Genomic DNA, 15853 nt, shown 5'->3' on the forward strand with positions numbered 1-15853 from the left:
GGCTCGAAGCTACCCCCGCACACCGGGACGGCACGCCCGTTCTCCGACGCCGATAGGGTCGGCGTCGTGACCTACCTCGCCGCTGATCAGCGTTACGACTCGATGACCTACCGACGGACCGGACGCAGCGGGCTGCGGCTGCCCGCCGTCTCGCTCGGCCTGTGGCACAACTTCGGGCCGGACCGGCCCTTCGAGCGGCAGCGGGACATCGTCCGACGCGCGTTCGACCTCGGGGTCACCCATTTCGACCTGGCCAACAACTACGGCCCGCCGCCCGGCGCGGCGGAGGAGGCCTTCGGCCGGCTGCTGGCGACCGACCTCAAGCCCTACCGGGACGAGCTGGTCGTCTCCACCAAGGCCGGCTACCTGATGTGGCCCGGCCCGTACGGCGAGTGGGGCTCCCGCAAGTACCTGGTCTCTTCGCTGGACCAGTCGCTGCGCCGGATGGGGCTGGACTACGTCGACATCTTCTACTCGCACCGGTTCGACCCGGACACCCCGCTGGAGGAGACGATGGGCGCGCTCGACGCCGTCGTCCGCTCCGGCAAGGCGCTCTACGTCGGCATCTCCAACTACGACTCGGAGCAGACCGCCCGGGCGGCGGCGATCCTGCGTGACCTGGGCACGCCGCTGCTGATCAACCAGCCGTCGTACTCGATGTTGAACCGGTGGACCGAGGACGACGGCCTGCTCGACACGCTGGCGGAGGTCGGCGCGGGCTGCATCGCGTACAGCCCGCTGGCCCAGGGCCTGCTCACCGACCGCTACCTCGCCGGCATTCCCGCGGACTCGCGGGTGCGCACCAGCGTCTTCCTCAACGAGAGCGACCTGACCGAGGAGAAGCTGGCCACCATCCGCGGCCTGGGCCGGGTGGCCGAGCGGCGGGAGCAGACCCTCGCCCAGCTCGCCCTCGCCTGGGCGCTGCGCGACCCACGGATGACCAGCCTGATCATCGGCGCGAGCAGCGTGGCCCAGTTGGAGGGGAACGTCGCCGCGGTGGAGAACCTCGACTTCACCGCCGAGGAACTGGCCGAGATCGACGGCCTGCTCGGCTGATCCGTCGAGGCGTCCCGGCCGCCGTTGGGTGGCGCGGCCGGGGCGCGGCGGCGCGCGGTCACCAGGTGCGGCGGCGGCCGGCGCGGTGGTTGCGCACGTCGCAGGCGCGGCCGGGCGGAACGGTGCCGGCCCGGCGCAGCCGCATGGCGACGATCGCGGCGAGCAGCACGGTGACCGCCGCCGCCGCGCCGACCACCAGTCGGAGGCTGTCACCGCCGAGGCGGGTCACCGACGCCACGGGTACGCCCGGATCGCCCGGCACCGGCGCCGCGGTCAACCCGGGTACGGCGGTGCTGGCGGCGCGCGGCGCGACGGCCGGGGTGGCCGGGCTGGCCGCCGCGGTGGGCGTGGCCCCGCCGGGCTTCCGGAACACCACGTCGGAGCAGGAGTAGTAGCTGTCCGGGGTGTCGGAGTTCTGCCACACGGTGTAGATCAGGTGCCGCCCGGTCAGCCCGGCGGGCAGCCGGCCCGCCAGCTGGTACGACCCGTTGCGCAGCGGCGGGTCGGTCAGTGTCAGGAACGGGCGCGGGGCGAGATCCGCCCAGGTCAACCGGCTCTGCGGGTCGTAGCCGGGACGCGTGGCGTAGAGCCGGAATGTGCCCTTGTGCGGGATGGTCCCCCGGTAGCGGAAGGTGAACTTCGCCCCGGCGGTCAGCTCTGTCGCCGGCCAGTCGGTGCGCGGCAGGTCCAACCCCCGGTACGCCGACAGCCCGCCGCTGCACAGCTCACCGTCCGGGATCCGTTCCCGGTCCTTGCCGTTGACGCCGAAGACCCGGATGTTGTCCCACTCGCGTACCGCCGCTCCGGCCCGGACGGCGGCCCGGCAGGCCGGCGTCGCGGCGTGCGGGCCTTCCGGGCCGCAGGCCGCCGACCGGCTCAGCGGGCTGGTGGGTGCGCCGTGCGCGGCGGCGGGGGTCGCGGTCGGCAGGACGCTCACGGCGACGGCCGCGAGGACGGCGAGCACTCGGCGTACGGTCATGATGGGCCTCCCGAGCACTGGTACGGGCGGGAGCCGCCAAAGGTTCGACCGGCGCCCCGGGGTGCGGGGGATCAGCGCCGGCCCGGCGGGATCGCATTCCTCGTCCTCGGCTGCCTGATCGGCGCGGCCGGAGTGGTGAACATCTGGCTGGACGAGCCAGCCCCGGCATGCCGACGGCTGTGCGCTGCTGCGTCAGCGTGTCGTGGCGCCCTTGTGCACATCCACCGAGCGTTCGAAGAAGGACTCCAGCACGACGATGGTCTGCGTGCCGGTAACTCCATCGATGTCGAAGATGCGACGTAGCACCGCCTGCAGTTCCTCCGTGGTCTCGGTGCGGATCTTCGCCAACACGGTGGCCGGGCCGGCGATGATGTGCGCCTCCTGGATCTCTGGTAGAGCCGCGAGCGCGTCGCGCGTGGGTGTGTCGCCCATCCATGCGTTGGCGTCAAGCATCACAAAGGCCAACACACCACGGTCCACGGCGACCGGATCGACATCGACGGTCGTTCGGCGGATCACGCCACGCTCCCGCAGCTTGCGTACGCGCTCATGCGCCGAGCCCGCCGAAAGCCCCACCGCCTTGCCCAGTGCCGCGTAGGACTGGGTGGCGTCCTGCTGCAGGTGCCCCAGCAGGGCCCGGTCGATGTCATCCACCATGGGTCCATGGTATCCATATGCAGTCTGCCAAACAAGCTTATTGACCATATGTCATTCGGTCTCCTACGTTATTGTCGGACGCAGATCCCCCACGACGGAGGTCTTCCATGATCGAAACCATCACAGCCGAGTTCCGGGTGCTCGACGAGCGATTCCGCCTGCTCAACGGCGACTTCGTCCTCGAACGGCTGCATACCGGCGCCCGCAAGACCGAAGGACCTGCCTACTTTGCTGCCGGGCGGTATCTGGTGTGGAGCGACATCCCCAACGACCGGCTGCTGCGCTGGGACGAGACCACCGGGGCTGTGGGCGTCTTCCGACACTTCTCGGGCTACGCCAACGGCAACACCGTCGATCGCCAGGGTCGGCTCCTCACCTGCGAGCAGGGAAACCGGCGGGTCACCCGCACCGAACACGACGGCACGATCACGGTGCTCGCCGACAACTACCTGGGCAAGCGGCTCAACAGCCCCAACGACATCGTCGTGCGCGCCGACGGCACCATCTGGTTCACCGACCCGATCTACGGCATCCACAGCGACTACGAGGGCAACAAGGGCGACAGCGAGTTCGGGGGGGCCTGCTACGTCTTCCGCCTCGACCCCGCCACCGGAGACCTTCGCATCGTCGCCGATGACTTCTGTCGCCCCAACGGGCTGGCCTTCTCCCGCGATGAGCAGCAGCTCTACATCGTCGACACCCGCCAAGAGCCCAGCCACATCCGCGTCTTCGACGTCACCGCCGAAGCCACCCTGACCGGCGGGAAGATCTTCGCCGAGTGCGACTTCGGCCGTTTCGACGGTATCCGTCTTGACGACGCAGGACGCGTGTGGGCTGCGGCCTGGGACGGCGTGCACTGCTTCGACCCCGACGGCACCCTTATCGGCAAACTCCTGCTGCCCGAGAACGTCGCCAACCTGACCTTCGGGGGACCGAAACGCAACCACCTGTTCATCACCGCCGGCACCTCGGTGTACACGCTGCGCGTCACCTTCAACGGCGCCCGCTACCCGAGCCCCGCCGATTCAGATCATCGATGAACCACACCAGCGCCACTGAGAACCTCGCCGCATACGAGACGGCACGACAGCGGATCTCCCATGAACTGCGGGTCAATGCGTCCGTCGGGCCGCACGCCGACATCGAGCGGCGTGTCGCCTTCCTCACCGATACCCTGTACGCCTCCGGCCGCACGGCGCTGGTGCTGGGCATCAGCGGTGGAATCGACTCCACTGTCACGGCCAAGATGTGTCAACTCGCCGTAGAGAGGGTGCGCCAGACCGGACACCCTGCCGTCTTCATCGCCATGCGGCTGCCGTGCGGGGCGCAACACGACGAGGGCGACGCCGCAGCCGCGCTCGACTTCATCCAGGCCGACCAGGTGCTCACCGGCAACATACAACCGGCCAGTGATGCCTGCCTCGGTGAGTTGATCGCCGCTGGGCTCGTGTTCCGAGACAGGCAGCATCAGGACTTCGTCCTCGGCAACATCAAGGCCAGGCAGCGGATGGTCCTGCAGTACGCCGTGGCGGGCGCTCTCGACGGCCTCGTCGTCGGCACCGACCATGCCGCCGAAGCAGTCACCGGCTTCTTTACGAAGTACGGCGACGGCGCCGCCGACATCGTGCCGTTGACCGGTCTGACAAAACGCCGCATCCGCACGATCGCACAACTGCTCGGCGCCCCGGACGCGCTCGTCGGCAAGGCACCTACCGCCGACCTGGAGACACTCGCCCCTGGCAAACCCGACGAGGACGTGTTTGGTTTCACCTACGACAACATCGACGACTTCCTCGAAGGACGCCCTGTGCCGTCAGCAATCGCACAAGCGGTCCTTGATCGCTACCACGCCACGGCCCACAAGCGTCACCTCCCGGTCGCGCCTGGCTAGTGTGGCGCGCCAGAGATTCGCCTGGTCGCGCACCTCGATGGCGGAGAAGTCCGGACTGTCGAAGTCCACCGTCGGGCGGATCTGGCGGGACTTCGGCCTGAAGCCGCATCTGGCCGACACGTTCAAGCTCTCCACGGATCCACAGTTCATCGAGACGATGACGTGCACTTGGTCTGCGCCCACAAAGCGTTCACAGCCTGGAAGCCGACATCCGCGCCTGGATCGCAGACTGGAACACCAACCCCAGGCCATTCACCTGGACCAAGACCGCCGAGGAGGTCCTCGAATCACTCGCCCGATTTTGTGGGCGAATTTCGGCGCAGCACACTAGCCCACCAGAGTCTTGGCCATGATGCGCTCCCGACGCACGCCGTCGGGCATGTGGTCGCCCAGCTCACCCGTGTCACGGAAGCCGTTGCGCTGGTAGAGCGCCCAGGCGTTCCGGTTGCCCTCCACCACGGCCAGGCGCAGGGTCTCCGCGCCCACCAGCCGCGCCCACTGCTCGACCGCCCGGACGAGGTGGTCGCCCACGCTCCGGCCACGTCCCACCGGCGCCACGTACATCGAGATCAGCTCGACGACGCCGTGCTGACCGGTCGGCACCCCGCTGGCCATCCCGACGGGCTGCCCGTCGAGCATCGCGATGATGTTGTAAGAGCCGGGGATGGCCAGCCGAGCGCGCCACCGTTCCGCACGGTCGCCCTCGCCCTGCCAGTCCGCCAGCTGGGAACCGAAGGCGTACGCCGCCTCCGCCAGCGCGGCGAGCCGCAACTCCCGCCACATCTTCCAGTCGCCCTCACTGAGCACCCGCGTCTCGATCTCGATCATGCGGGGAGGATGCCGTGGGTGCGGGGAGCGGGCAACCCGGTATCCGGTGACGAGGTGTGACGACCGGCCACCTCCGTCAGCGGCGGTGCGGCATCAACCGCCGCTGACCGGGAAGAGCCGGGCGTGCGCCTTTCCGTCATCCGCATGCTGCTCGTCGCCGCGCTGGTGGCCTCGCCTCCCGCCGCCGGGGCAGCCCGTGAAGAGACGATCCGCGACCGGTTGGCCAGCACCGCCACGTCGACGGCTCCGGCGGGGGCTCGGCAGGTCACCATCCTGGGCTCCGGCGACATCCTGGTGCACCCACCCACCTGGCAGCAGGCCGGCGCCGACGCGGTCAAGGCCGGTCGGCCCGGTTACGACTTCGACCCGATGTTCGCCCCCATCCGGCCCGCGGTCGAGTCCGCCGACCTGGCCATCTGCCACCTGGAAGCGCCCATGGGTCCCGGTGCGCCGGCGGACTTTCCCCGGTTCCGCGCCCCCACCGACCTGGGACCGGCCATCAGGACCGCCGGCTACGACACCTGTTCGACGGCCAGCAACCACTCCTTCGACCAGGGCGAGCAAGGCGTCTACGCCAACCTCGACGCGCTCGACGCCGCCGGGCTGAAGCACACCGGCACCTTCCGCAGCAGCGCCGCACAGGCCACCCCCACCATCTACCAGGTGAAGGGCGTCAAGATCGGCCACCTGTCCTGGGCTGCGCACTTCAACGGCCAGCCGCGGCCACCGGACAAACCGTGGCTGGCCAACCGCATCGACGTGCCCGCCATCAGGAAGGCCGCCGCAGCGACCCGCAGGGCGGGCGCGCAGATCATCGTCCTGTCCGTCCACTGGGGCACCGAGATGGAACACATCCCCGACGGCAACCAGCTGCGCTGGGCCAACGAGTTGATCGCCGATCCGGACATCGACCTGATCATCGGACACCACGCCCACGTCGTGCAGCCCTTCCAGAAGGTCGGCGACAAGTGGATCGCCTACGGTGTCGGCAACACCCTCGCCCGGCACGACTTCTCCAAGGACGCCAACCGCGAAGGCGTCCTGGCCAAGTTCACCTTTACCGAACAGGCCGACCGCCGATGGACCGTCACGCGGGCGGAGGCCATCCCCATCTGGCTCTCCCTGAAGCCCACCATCCGGGTCCTCAACCTCGCCCGGCTCCCGGCCGCCGACCGGCGGCGTGAGACGTACCGGGCCGCCATGGACCGGATCAGCGGCTATCTCGACGCCCGCGGAGGCATCAACGACGGCCTGCACATCGCCCGCTGACCCCCTGCTGGAAAGCCTCGGCCGGTACGCCGGGCCGGTCCCCGCCGTAGCGAAAGTTTGGGTGCCGGGGGTGGGGGAAGACACGGGCGCCGAGTGGGCCGGTCGGCTCGACCCGGCTGGACCGGCCCGTCCCGTCAGCGGCACCGTCGGTGCGGGCCTCGGCAGGACACCCCGAGGAGGAGCGACGATGGCCGACGCTCGACGGAGCACGACCGGGGCCACCGCCAGGCCCACCAGCGCCCGGAAGGCCGTCGGGGCCAGCAAGGCCCCGATGAACCGCAAGGCGGCGGCGAAGAAGGTCGCGGCCGCCACGAAGCGGGCCACCGGGGCGAGCGTGGCCAAGAGCCCGGGTGAGAAGCCCACCCCGACGACGGCGCGGGTGGCCCGGAAGAAGGCGACCTCCGCGACGGCCGCCCCGACCCGCACCCCGACCGCCAAGGCGGCCGCCGCCAAGAAGACGCCCGCCGCCAAGAAGGCAGCCCCCGCCATGAAGGCGCCCGGGACGAGGGCGGCGACGAAGAAGGCGCCGGCGAAGAAGGCCGCGGCTGCCCGCGCGCGGACGACCACGGCCACCCGGGCGCCGGCGAAGAAGGCCACCACCATGGAGTCCTTCGGCAACCGGCGCACGGCCCGCAAGACCACCCGCTGACGGTCCGCCGGTCCCGGCGCTCGGTTGCGGTCAGCGTCACTGTCGGCTTGACCCGGGCGGCGACGGTGCCTCACCTGGGTGTCTTCGCTCGCGTACCGTGTCCCACGCCGCGATCCCGGCCAGCACGGTGGCTGCGGCGCCGGTGGCGATCAGCGGCGGCAGGTGGACCATCACCGGCGCCAGAGCGGCAAGCGTGAGAAGTCCGATGACCCGCGACGGGGACACCCGGGCGAACACCTCGTACTCCAGCCGGGCCCGCCCGGCCAGGAACAGCGCGGGCCCACCCAGGATGACCGCGAGCCACAGCGGATCCTGGTGGAGGACCGGATGGTGGATGACCAGGGCGTGGCCGACGCCGGTGGCGAGGATGCCGGTCACGATGACCAGGTGGGTGTGAAACGCAGACCGACCGAGGCGGGCTGGGTTGGGGATGGCCTCGATGGCGGCGGGCAACACCGCCCCGGCGCGGTGGAAGTAGATTCGCCACATCAGCATCGTGGTGGCGAAGGACACGACGCTCGGCACCACCCGATCGGAGGTGAACTCCTCGGCGAACGTCAGTCCCGTGAGCAGGATCGTCTCGCCGAGCGCGATGATGATGAACTGCTGATAACGCTCGGCGAGGTGCTCGCCGGCGAGCTTCCAGTCGTCGATCCGGGTGCGGCCAAGTCCCGGAACGGGCCAGCCGAGGACGAGTCCCGTGTAGTCCAGCGCCAACGCCAACGTCCACAGGATCCCGCGCGCGGGACTCTGCGGGAAGAGAACCGCCCCGGCGACCCAGGGCACGGCGGATACCGCTGCCCAGCAGAGTGCCCGCGCTGGGCTGTGCCGTTCACAGTCGTACCGGCCGAGCAGGAGGACGACGGGCTTGCCGAGTTGGATGGCGACGTAGGTGACCGCGAAGACCACGCCTCGATCGCCGAACGCGAAGGGCAGCGTAACCGCCATCACCATGCTGCCGAACATGACCAGGACGAGCGCGAGCCGGATCGCCCCTCTTCGCGGATCGAAGGCGCTGGTCACGATCGCCGCGCGGACCCAGGTCAACCAGAAAGCCAGCAGCAGCAACGCTGTCTGACCGAGTTCCGGTAGAACGACCCGCCGCTGTGTGGCCAGATCCACGATCAGCCGCTCCGAGATCCGGGTGAGCGCGAAGACATAGACCAGGTCGAGAAGGAGCTCGCCCTCGCGGCCACGGAGCAGACCACGCAAGCCACCGACCGTCATCTTCCGCCCGTTTTCGTCGCCTCGCGCACTGTTGACGCAGTCGTACCACGCCGGTCAGGGCCTCCGACGCGGATAGGCGGAACCCTGGGCGGCTGACCAGTCCGCTGCTACACCCTCTCGGCGGGCCTTGCTCGGGTACTTCGCCGCCAGGAACGACGAAGGGCGCCCGTCATCTCTGACGAACGCCCTGGTCTCAAGGGTGGAGCCGAGGGGACTCGAACCCCTGACCCCCACACTGCCAGTGTGGTGCGCTACCAGCTGCGCCACGGCCCCTTGCTGTCGTCCCGGTGTCCCGGGCACGCAGAGAACTATACACACGCCGCCCGGCATGGTCATCTCGCGGGGTCCCACCCCGACGCGGCTAGTTCAGCGCCACGTCGGGCGGGAAGTGGGCGACCGCCGCCATCATTCCGCCCTGTCTCCGCAGCACCATCTGCCACAGGTCGTCCGGCCGGTCGACGAAGGCGTCCCCCGGCAGCGCGTCGAAAACGAACCAGGAGCCGTCCTCGATCTCCTGCTCCAACTGACCCGAACCCCATCCGGAATAGCCGGCGAAGACGCGGATGCCGCCGATGCCGTCGCGCAGCTTCTCCGGGTCGGCCGACAGGTCGACGGTGCCGACCGCGCCGGAGATCTGCTGGAAGCCCTTGAGCCGGCGCATCGGGTGTCGCATCCGGGCGAGGCAGATCGCCGAGTCCGGCTGCACCGGGCCGCCCTCGAAGAGCACCGCGGGGTGCCGGGCCAGGTCGCACCAGTCACCGAGCACGTCGGCGACCGGCACCTCGGTCGCCCGGTTGAGCACCACGCCGAGCGCCCCGCCCGCCTCGTGGGCGACCAGCAGCACCACCGTGCGATCGAAGTTCGGATCCTTGAGGGCCGGAGTGGCGACCAGCAGTCGCCCGGTCATGGACTCCATGGCTCGACCGCCGATCGCCCGTCCCTCCTCCTGCATCTCGGACACCGTCAGCCGCACGCCGGGTCGTGGAACCGGTTGCCGTCGGCCGTCCGCGCTGTCACCGCCATGCCTGGCACCATAGCTTGCGCCCGGGGCGGTGGCTAAGGTCTGACCGGCGGGTGATCGAGCGGGAACGAGGGAGGGTCGATGGGTTTGACGGCGGACATCGCGGTGATCGGCGGGTCGGGGCTCTACGCGTTCCTGGAAGGTGCCACCGAGCACATGGTCGAGACGCCGTACGGGGCACCCTCGGACCCGATCACCGTCGCGGAGGTGGGCGGGCGGCCGGTGGCCTTCCTTCCCCGGCACGGCCGCGACCACCGGTACCCGCCGCACCTGATCCCGTACCGGGCGAATCTGTGGGCGCTGCGGTCGCTCGGGGTGCGCCAGGTCGTCGCCCCGTGCGCGGTGGGCGGTCTGCGCCCGGAGCTGGGCCCGGGCACCTTCGTGGTCCCCGACCAACTGATCGACCGGACCAGCGGCCGGGCCCAGACCTACTACGACCGGGGCGCGGTGCACGTGCCGTTCGGCGACCCGTACTGCCCGGTCGGGCGGCGTACGCTGCTGGCCGCCGCGGCCGGTCGGGACGTGGCGGCGGTGGACGGCGGCACGGTGGTGGTGGTCGAGGGTCCCCGCTTCTCCACCCGCGCCGAGTCCCGCTGGTACGCCTCGATGGGCGGCACGGTGGTCAACATGACCGGCCACCCGGAGGCGGTGCTCGCCCGCGAGCTGGCCCTCTGCTACACCTCGATCGCGCTCGTCACCGACCTGGACGCCGGCGTGCAGGCCGGCGAGTCGGTCACCCAGGAGGAGGTGTTCCGGGTCTTCGCCGAGAACACCGACCGGCTGCGCGGGGTGCTGCTGGACGCGGTCGGCGCGCTGCCGACCGACCGGCACTGCCCGTGCGGGCACGCCCTGGACGGCATCAAGACCCCCTTCCCGCTGCCCTGACCGTCCCCGGCCGGGTGCGCCCGGCCCGGTGAGCGGCAAAGCGCCCGACTTGTCCACCTTTCACCGATAGATTCGGCAGGTCGGGGACCTCTGTCAGGGTGGGCGCCGGCACGCGCCGGGACAGGGAGGCGGGGGGCGATGGCGACCGTCCGGGACACCACGTACGAGCTGCTCCGCGCCCTCGGCATGACCACCGTCTTCGGCAACCCCGGCTCCACCGAGCAGCCGTTCCTGCGGGACTTCCCGGCGGACTTCCGCTACGTGCACGCCCTGCACGAGGCGTCCGCGGTGGCGATGGCCGACGGGTACGCGCAGGCCACCGGCCGCCCGGCGCACGTGAACCTGCACACCGCGCCGGGCACCGGCAACGGGATGGGCAACCTCGTCACCGCCTGGCACAACCGGACGCCGCTGATCGTCTCGGCCGGCCAGCAGAGCCGGGAGATGCTGTTGACGGAGCCCCGACTGACCAGCCGGGCGCCGACCGAGCTGCCCCAGCCGTACGTGAAGTGGAGCTACGAGCCGGTCCGCGCGCAGGACCTCCCGGCGGCGTTCATGCGGGCGTACGCCAGCGCCGCCCAGCCGCCGGCCGGGCCGGTCTTCCTCTCCCTGCCGCTGGACGACTGGGACCAGCCGGCGGACCCGCCGCCCCAGGTGCGTACCGTGGCGACCCGGTTCGGGCCCGACCCCCGGCGGCTGCGGGAGTTCGCCGCGCTGCTGGCCGCCAGCCGCTCCCCGGTGCTGGTGCTCGGCGCGGCGGTGGACCGGGCCGAGGCCTGGCCGCTGGCGGTGGCGGTGGCCGAGCGGCTGGCCGCCCCGGTCTGGTCCGCCCCGGCGCCGGAGCGGGCATCGTTCCCGGAGCGGCACCCGCACTACCGGGGGGTGCTGCCCTTCGCCATCGCGCCGCTGGCGGAGAAGCTGCGCGGGCACGACACGGTGCTGGTCGTCGGCGCCCCGGTGTTCCGGTACTACCCGCACGTCCCCGGCGCGCACCTGCCCGAGGGCACCCGGCTGCTGCACGTCACCGACGACCCGGACGAGGCCGCCCGGGCACCGGTCGGCGACAGCCTGCTCGGCGACGCCGGGCTGACCCTCGCCGCGCTGCTGGACCTGCTCCCCGCCGCGGACCGACCGGCACCGGAGCCCCGGCCGGCGGTGGGGCCGCCGGAGCCGACCGACCCGCCGGACGCGGACGCGCTCTTCGCCGCGCTGGCCGCCTGCTGGCCCACCGACGGGGTGCTGGTCCAGGAGTCACCGTCCAACCTGGCCGCGCTGCGCCGCCGGCTGCCGACCGTCCGGCCGGCGTCGTACTTCACCATGGCCAGCGGCGGACTCGGGTACGGCCTGCCGGCGGCCGTCGGGATCGCCCTCGCCGAGCGGGACACCGGTCGGGGCCGGCCGGTGGTCGCGGTGATCGGCGACGGCTCGTTCCACTACTCGGTGCAGAGCCTCTGGACCGCCGCCCGGCTGCGCCTGCCGGTGGTCGTGCTGGTGCCGGTCAACCAGCAGTACGCCATCCTCAAGTCGTTCGCCGAGCTGAAACACACCCCCGGCGTGCCCGGGCTGGAGCTGCCCGGCCTGGACATCACCGCGATCGCCCAGGGGTACGGCTGCGCGACCAGGGTCGTCAACACGCCGGACGACCTGCCCGACGCGCTGGCCGAAGCGCTGCGCGCCGAGGGCCCGACGGTGCTCCCGGCGCCGATCAGCGGCGAGCTGCCCCGGATCCTCTGACCGGTCAGCCGGCCCGCTGGGTCAGCACCTGCCCGGTCAGCACGTCGAGCACCGGCCGGCCGCCGAGCGGCGCGGAGAGGGTGACGGTGACCGGCTCCAGCTTCAGCTGGTCGGTGCAGACGCCGCTGGCCCGGACCACCCCGCCGCCGACGACGACCAGGTCCTCGCGCTCCTGCACCAGCGGGGTGATCCCGGTGTCGCAGGCGCCCACCCCGAGCACGTAGGTCAACCGCGTGCCGTCCACCCGTTCGGTGTGCTGGGCGCCCACCACGTCGACGGGGGCGGGCCGGGCGGGAGCCGTCGGCTCGGGCACCGGGGTGACCGACTGCGGCGCGACGGCCACCCGGGCCACCGGGGCGGCCAGGCCCTCCACGGTGAACAACCAGGCCGGTACGTCGGCCACGCCGCGGCTGGTCCGGACCGAGGCGGTGCCGAGCCGGACGGCGGTGACGGTGAGCGGGACGCAGGCGGTGGCGACCGGGCTGGAGACGGAGCCGTCCGGCCCCGGCTCGATCGTCGGGCCGGGCGCCTTCGGCCGCCCCTCGCACGGCGGCGGGTCGCCCTGGTCCAGCTGCCGGTACGCCTCGGCGGCGCTGAGCAGCGGCGCGCTCATCGTGCCGTCGGGGAACCGGATCGTGCCGTCGGCGGGGCGGCCGGCCGGCAGCTCGATCTGATCCCGGTACCAGCCGGCCCGGAAGGCGGTCTCGGTGTCGGCGGTGAACCCGGGGTCGCCGACCAGCACGGTCGGGTCCTGCAGCGGCACGTACCCGCTCCGCCAGGCGGGTGCGGGGCGCCAGTCCTCGGCGACCTCCGCGGCCCGCTGGTGGAACGCCTCCCAGCGGCGGTCCGGTCCGGCGGACGGTCCGGCCGGGTCGGAGCCGGCCGGCGCGCAGCCGGCCGCGGTGACCACCAGGGGCAGGCCCAGCAGGGCGAGGAGTCGACGCATACGCATTGGACGCCGCTCGGCACGGGCCGGTTCCCGCCGGTCAGGTCTCCCCGCCGAGGTCCGTCTGATACGCCTGCCAGAGCAGATCCGCGCCGCGCTGCCGGTGCCGGGACAGCGCCCGAAGCAGGTCGTCAATGCGCCGGCGAAGTTCCTCGGCGCACACCCCGGGCCGTTCGACGGCCCGCTGGAGGTCGGCCAGCGCCGCGACGATTGCCGCGTGCTCCCGGGTGAGCAGCCGGACGCCGCGGTGCAGCCGGGGCGCCTGGGCGAGCACCTCCGCGTATAGGCCGGCCGGGCCCTCGGTGATCCGGACGTGTTCGGCGAAGCCCCGGCGGACCGGGGTGAGGTGGACGATGACCCGTTCCCGCCAGCGCGGCTCCCCGGGCGGTACGGCGAGCGCCCGCACCAGGGCGGGCAGGTCGCCAGCGGGCGGGCTGGGCGGGCGCGCGGCGGGCGGGCGGACCGCCGGCGGGGCGACGGACGGCTGCTGGATCGGACCGGTGACCATGGGCACCTCCCGCGCTGCGTGCTACCGCGTACAGCGATGGTGAACCCCCTGCTCGGGCGCTGTCCAGGGGGCCGGAACGCCTCATTGGCCCCATCGGTCCCAGTGGCCCCAGAAGTATCCGGAGACGACTGTGCGCCCCGGTCCGGTGGACCGGGGCGCACATGAGGTGGTGGAGGTGCCGGGAATCGAACCCGGGTCCTTCGCCGGTTTGTCAGGGCTTCTCCGAGCGCAGCTCGCTATGCCTCTACTCGGCCCCACCGCTCACGCGAGCAAGTTGGTGTGACGGGCCCAGTCGCTGATTGATCTCGCCGCACGGACCCCGCGACCGGGTCCGATTGGCCAGCCTCCTAGCTGATGCCGGCTGACTGGGACGAAGGCGTTCCCAGGCCGACAGACTCACTACTCGCCTCAGGCGGCGAGAGCGAAGTCAGCGCGATTGTTCTTGGCGCTTATTGGTTTCCGACGAACGATTCTCGAGACGACGTCGGCTTCCTCGGCTCGCTTCCCCTGCCGCAACGTACGAAGTCGAAACCAGTCACCCCCTCGGTGGGCCGCCCTTCCGGCGGCTTCGTACAAGACTAACGCCTGCCGCAACGGGTTTCATCCCGAGCCCCGGCCGACTTTACCGACTCGGACAAAGACGACAGATCAGTCGTCCATGCCCTTGCCGCGCCGGCCGGCCACCCGGGCGATCTCCCGGTCGGCGTCCCGCTTGGCGAGGTCCTGACGCTTGTCGTACGACTTCTTACCCTTGGCCAGGGCGATCTCCACCTTCGCCCAGCCGTCGGAGAAGTAGACCTGCAACGGCACCATGGTCAACCCGCCCTCGCGGGTCTTGCCGATCAGCCGGTCGATCTCCAGCCGCTTGAGCAGCAGCTTGCGGGTACGCCGGGGCTCGTGGTTGGTCCAGGTGCCCTGGGTGTACTCCGGGATGTGCATGCTGTGCAGGTAGAGCTCGCCGTTGCGCTCCTGGGCGAACGCGTCGACCAGGGACGCCCGACCGGCCCGCAGCGACTTGACCTCGGTGCCGGTCAGCGCCATGCCCGCCTCGTACGTGTCGAGGATGGCGTAGTCGTGGCGCGCCTTCTTGTTGGAGGCGACCACCTTGCGACCCTTTTCCCGTGGCATCGGCGCCACCCCCTTCCTGGTGACCCACGACCGGTGCGACCGGCCGCGGGGCAGAGATCATGCTACCCGAATGACAAGGACCCTCCCGCGCCGTTTATTCCGGCGCGGAAGGGCCCTCGGCGGAGCCGTCGGGTAACTAGACCCGCAGGTAGAAGCGGAGCGTGATCCAGCCGGTGACCGCGCTGAACAGGGCGCCGACGCCCGCCATGATCGGGAACGTCAGCAGGATGTCGCCCCACGAGACCGGCGTGATCAGGCCCTCCAGGGCGGACAGCGAGCCGCTGCCGCCGAAGTACTTGCCGAGCGCCATGAACACCAGCGCGAGGAGCGAACCGATCAGGCCGGCGACCACGGCCTCCAGCACGAACGGCGCCTGGATGAACCAGTTGGACGCGCCGACGAGCTTCATGACCGCGACCTCACGCCGCTTGCTGTACGCGGCGACCTGGATGGTGTTCGCCACCAGAAGCAGCGCGGCGGCGGCCATGAACACCGCGATGACCAGCGCGAAGGTCTGGATGCCGGTGAGGACGCCGAAGACCTTGTCCAGCAGCCGGCTCTGGTCGACGATCTCGTCGACCCCCTCGGTGTCCTTGTACTGGTCGTAGATGTTCTTGTACTGCTCCGGGTTCACCAGCTTGAGCCGGAACGACTCGGGCAGCTGGTCCGCCTTGACGGCGTTCACCAGGTCCGGGGCGTCCTGGTACATCTCCTGGAACCGCTTGTACGCCTCGTCCTTGTTGACGTAGAGGACCTCCTTGACCAGGGGGTCGCTCTTGAGCTTGGCGTCCAGGTCGTTGCGCTGCTGCTCGCTGACGTCGGTCGCCAGGAAGATCGAGACCTCGACGTTCTCGTAGTAGAGGTCCTTCATGTCGCCGACCTTCTGGTACAGCAGGCCGGCTCCGCCCAGCATGAACAGCGACACCGCCATGGTGATGATCATGGCGATGGTCATGGTGACGTTGCGCCACAGTCCGACCAGTACCTCGGACAGGACGTATTTCATCCGCATCGGGTGTTCCTCCGGCTCTCCGGCATGAGGTGTTCGTCGTCAGGGTGTACGGCAGGGGTGGAG

Annotated in this window: 16 protein-coding genes, 1 tRNA gene and 1 other RNA gene; 7 read left to right on the forward strand and 11 right to left on the reverse strand. The window is 71.0% G+C overall.

The window, feature by feature from the left end:
• Positions 1-66 precede the first annotated feature (66 nt).
• Positions 67-1056 carry an L-glyceraldehyde 3-phosphate reductase gene (gene mgrA / locus KBX37_RS05375; RefSeq protein WP_210774817.1) on the forward strand — a complete coding sequence of 330 codons (990 nt, stop codon included), beginning with the start codon at positions 67-69 and terminating at the stop codon, positions 1054-1056.
• Between the two features lie 58 nt (positions 1057-1114).
• Here the strand turns inward: mgrA and KBX37_RS05380 are convergent, their stop codons facing one another.
• Both KBX37_RS05380 and KBX37_RS05385 read right to left on the reverse strand, forming a co-directional pair.
• Complete coding sequence (locus tag KBX37_RS05380) at positions 1115-2035, reverse strand: lytic polysaccharide monooxygenase (RefSeq protein WP_210774818.1); 921 nt, start codon at positions 2033-2035, stop codon at positions 1115-1117.
• A 192-nt stretch (positions 2036-2227) separates the two neighbouring features.
• Positions 2228-2692, reverse strand: a complete 465-nt coding sequence (locus KBX37_RS05385) for an Lrp/AsnC family transcriptional regulator (RefSeq protein WP_210774819.1) — start codon at positions 2690-2692, stop codon at positions 2228-2230.
• A gap of 107 nt (positions 2693-2799) precedes the next feature.
• On the opposite strand from KBX37_RS05385, the gene KBX37_RS05390 reads away from it, so the two are divergent.
• Together KBX37_RS05390 and nadE are read left to right on the forward strand one after the other, a co-directional pair.
• On the forward strand, positions 2800-3732 hold the full coding sequence (locus KBX37_RS05390; RefSeq protein ID WP_210774870.1) for an SMP-30/gluconolactonase/LRE family protein: 933 nt from the start codon (positions 2800-2802) through the stop codon (positions 3730-3732).
• Positions 3729-4583, forward strand: a complete 855-nt coding sequence (gene nadE / locus KBX37_RS05395) for an ammonia-dependent NAD(+) synthetase (RefSeq protein ID WP_210774820.1) — start codon at positions 3729-3731, stop codon at positions 4581-4583. The genes KBX37_RS05390 and nadE overlap by 4 nt, the downstream gene beginning before the upstream one ends.
• Before the next feature lie 327 nt (positions 4584-4910).
• On the opposite strand, the gene KBX37_RS05400 is transcribed toward nadE, so the two are convergent.
• Positions 4911-5411 carry a GNAT family N-acetyltransferase gene (locus tag KBX37_RS05400; protein ID WP_210774821.1) on the reverse strand — a complete coding sequence of 167 codons (501 nt, stop codon included), beginning with the start codon at positions 5409-5411 and terminating at the stop codon, positions 4911-4913.
• A gap of 123 nt (positions 5412-5534) precedes the next feature.
• Here KBX37_RS05400 and KBX37_RS05405 point away from each other — a divergent pair, with 123 nt between their 5' ends.
• Positions 5535-6680, forward strand: coding sequence for a CapA family protein (locus KBX37_RS05405; protein ID WP_307848956.1), 1146 nt, complete (start codon positions 5535-5537; stop codon positions 6678-6680).
• Positions 6681-6867: 187 nt separating this feature from the next.
• Positions 6868-7329 (forward strand): hypothetical protein, encoded by a 462-nt coding sequence (locus KBX37_RS05410; RefSeq protein ID WP_210774822.1) that lies wholly within the window; start codon positions 6868-6870, stop codon positions 7327-7329.
• Positions 7330-7365: 36 nt separating this feature from the next.
• Here KBX37_RS05410 and KBX37_RS05415 read toward each other — a convergent pair whose 3' ends face one another.
• The 3 genes from KBX37_RS05415 to KBX37_RS05425 all read right to left on the reverse strand — a co-directional run bounded on the left by KBX37_RS05415 (position 7366) and on the right by KBX37_RS05425 (position 9508).
• Positions 7366-8541, reverse strand: a complete 1176-nt coding sequence (locus KBX37_RS05415) for a low temperature requirement protein A (protein WP_247657096.1) — start codon at positions 8539-8541, stop codon at positions 7366-7368.
• Positions 8542-8756: 215 nt separating this feature from the next.
• A tRNA-Ala gene (locus tag KBX37_RS05420) sits at positions 8757-8829 on the reverse strand.
• 88 nt (positions 8830-8917) lie between these two features.
• A complete protein-coding gene (locus KBX37_RS05425) occupies positions 8918-9508 on the reverse strand; it encodes a YqgE/AlgH family protein (protein ID WP_210774824.1) in 591 nt (196 codons plus the stop codon).
• Between the two features lie 150 nt (positions 9509-9658).
• Between KBX37_RS05425 and KBX37_RS05430 the strand changes: the two genes are divergently transcribed.
• Both KBX37_RS05430 and mdlC read left to right on the forward strand, forming a co-directional pair.
• Positions 9659-10462 (forward strand): S-methyl-5'-thioadenosine phosphorylase, encoded by an 804-nt coding sequence (locus KBX37_RS05430; protein ID WP_210774825.1) that lies wholly within the window; start codon positions 9659-9661, stop codon positions 10460-10462.
• A gap of 138 nt (positions 10463-10600) precedes the next feature.
• Positions 10601-12196, forward strand: a complete 1596-nt coding sequence (mdlC, locus tag KBX37_RS05435; RefSeq protein ID WP_210774826.1) for a benzoylformate decarboxylase — start codon at positions 10601-10603, stop codon at positions 12194-12196.
• Between the two features lie 4 nt (positions 12197-12200).
• Here mdlC and KBX37_RS05440 read toward each other — a convergent pair whose 3' ends face one another.
• The 5 genes from KBX37_RS05440 to ftsX all read right to left on the reverse strand — a co-directional run bounded on the left by KBX37_RS05440 (position 12201) and on the right by ftsX (position 15790).
• Positions 12201-13142, reverse strand: coding sequence for a hypothetical protein (locus KBX37_RS05440; RefSeq protein ID WP_210774872.1), 942 nt, complete (start codon positions 13140-13142; stop codon positions 12201-12203).
• Between the two features lie 40 nt (positions 13143-13182).
• Entirely contained in the window at positions 13183-13650 is a 468-nt protein-coding gene (locus tag KBX37_RS05445; RefSeq protein WP_210774827.1) for a hypothetical protein, read from the reverse strand.
• A 167-nt stretch (positions 13651-13817) separates the two neighbouring features.
• Positions 13818-14193: a transfer-messenger RNA gene (gene ssrA / locus KBX37_RS05450) on the reverse strand.
• A gap of 105 nt (positions 14194-14298) precedes the next feature.
• Positions 14299-14778: an SsrA-binding protein SmpB gene (smpB, locus tag KBX37_RS05455; RefSeq protein WP_210774828.1), complete on the reverse strand. Its 480-nt coding sequence runs from the start codon at positions 14776-14778 to the stop codon at positions 14299-14301.
• A gap of 136 nt (positions 14779-14914) precedes the next feature.
• Positions 14915-15790, reverse strand: a complete 876-nt coding sequence (gene ftsX, locus KBX37_RS05460) for a permease-like cell division protein FtsX (RefSeq protein WP_210774829.1) — start codon at positions 15788-15790, stop codon at positions 14915-14917.
• Positions 15791-15853 lie beyond the last annotated feature (63 nt).

The organism is Micromonospora sp. U56, from assembly GCF_018070095.1.
GTDB lineage: Bacteria > Actinomycetota > Actinomycetes > Mycobacteriales > Micromonosporaceae > Micromonospora > Micromonospora purpureochromogenes.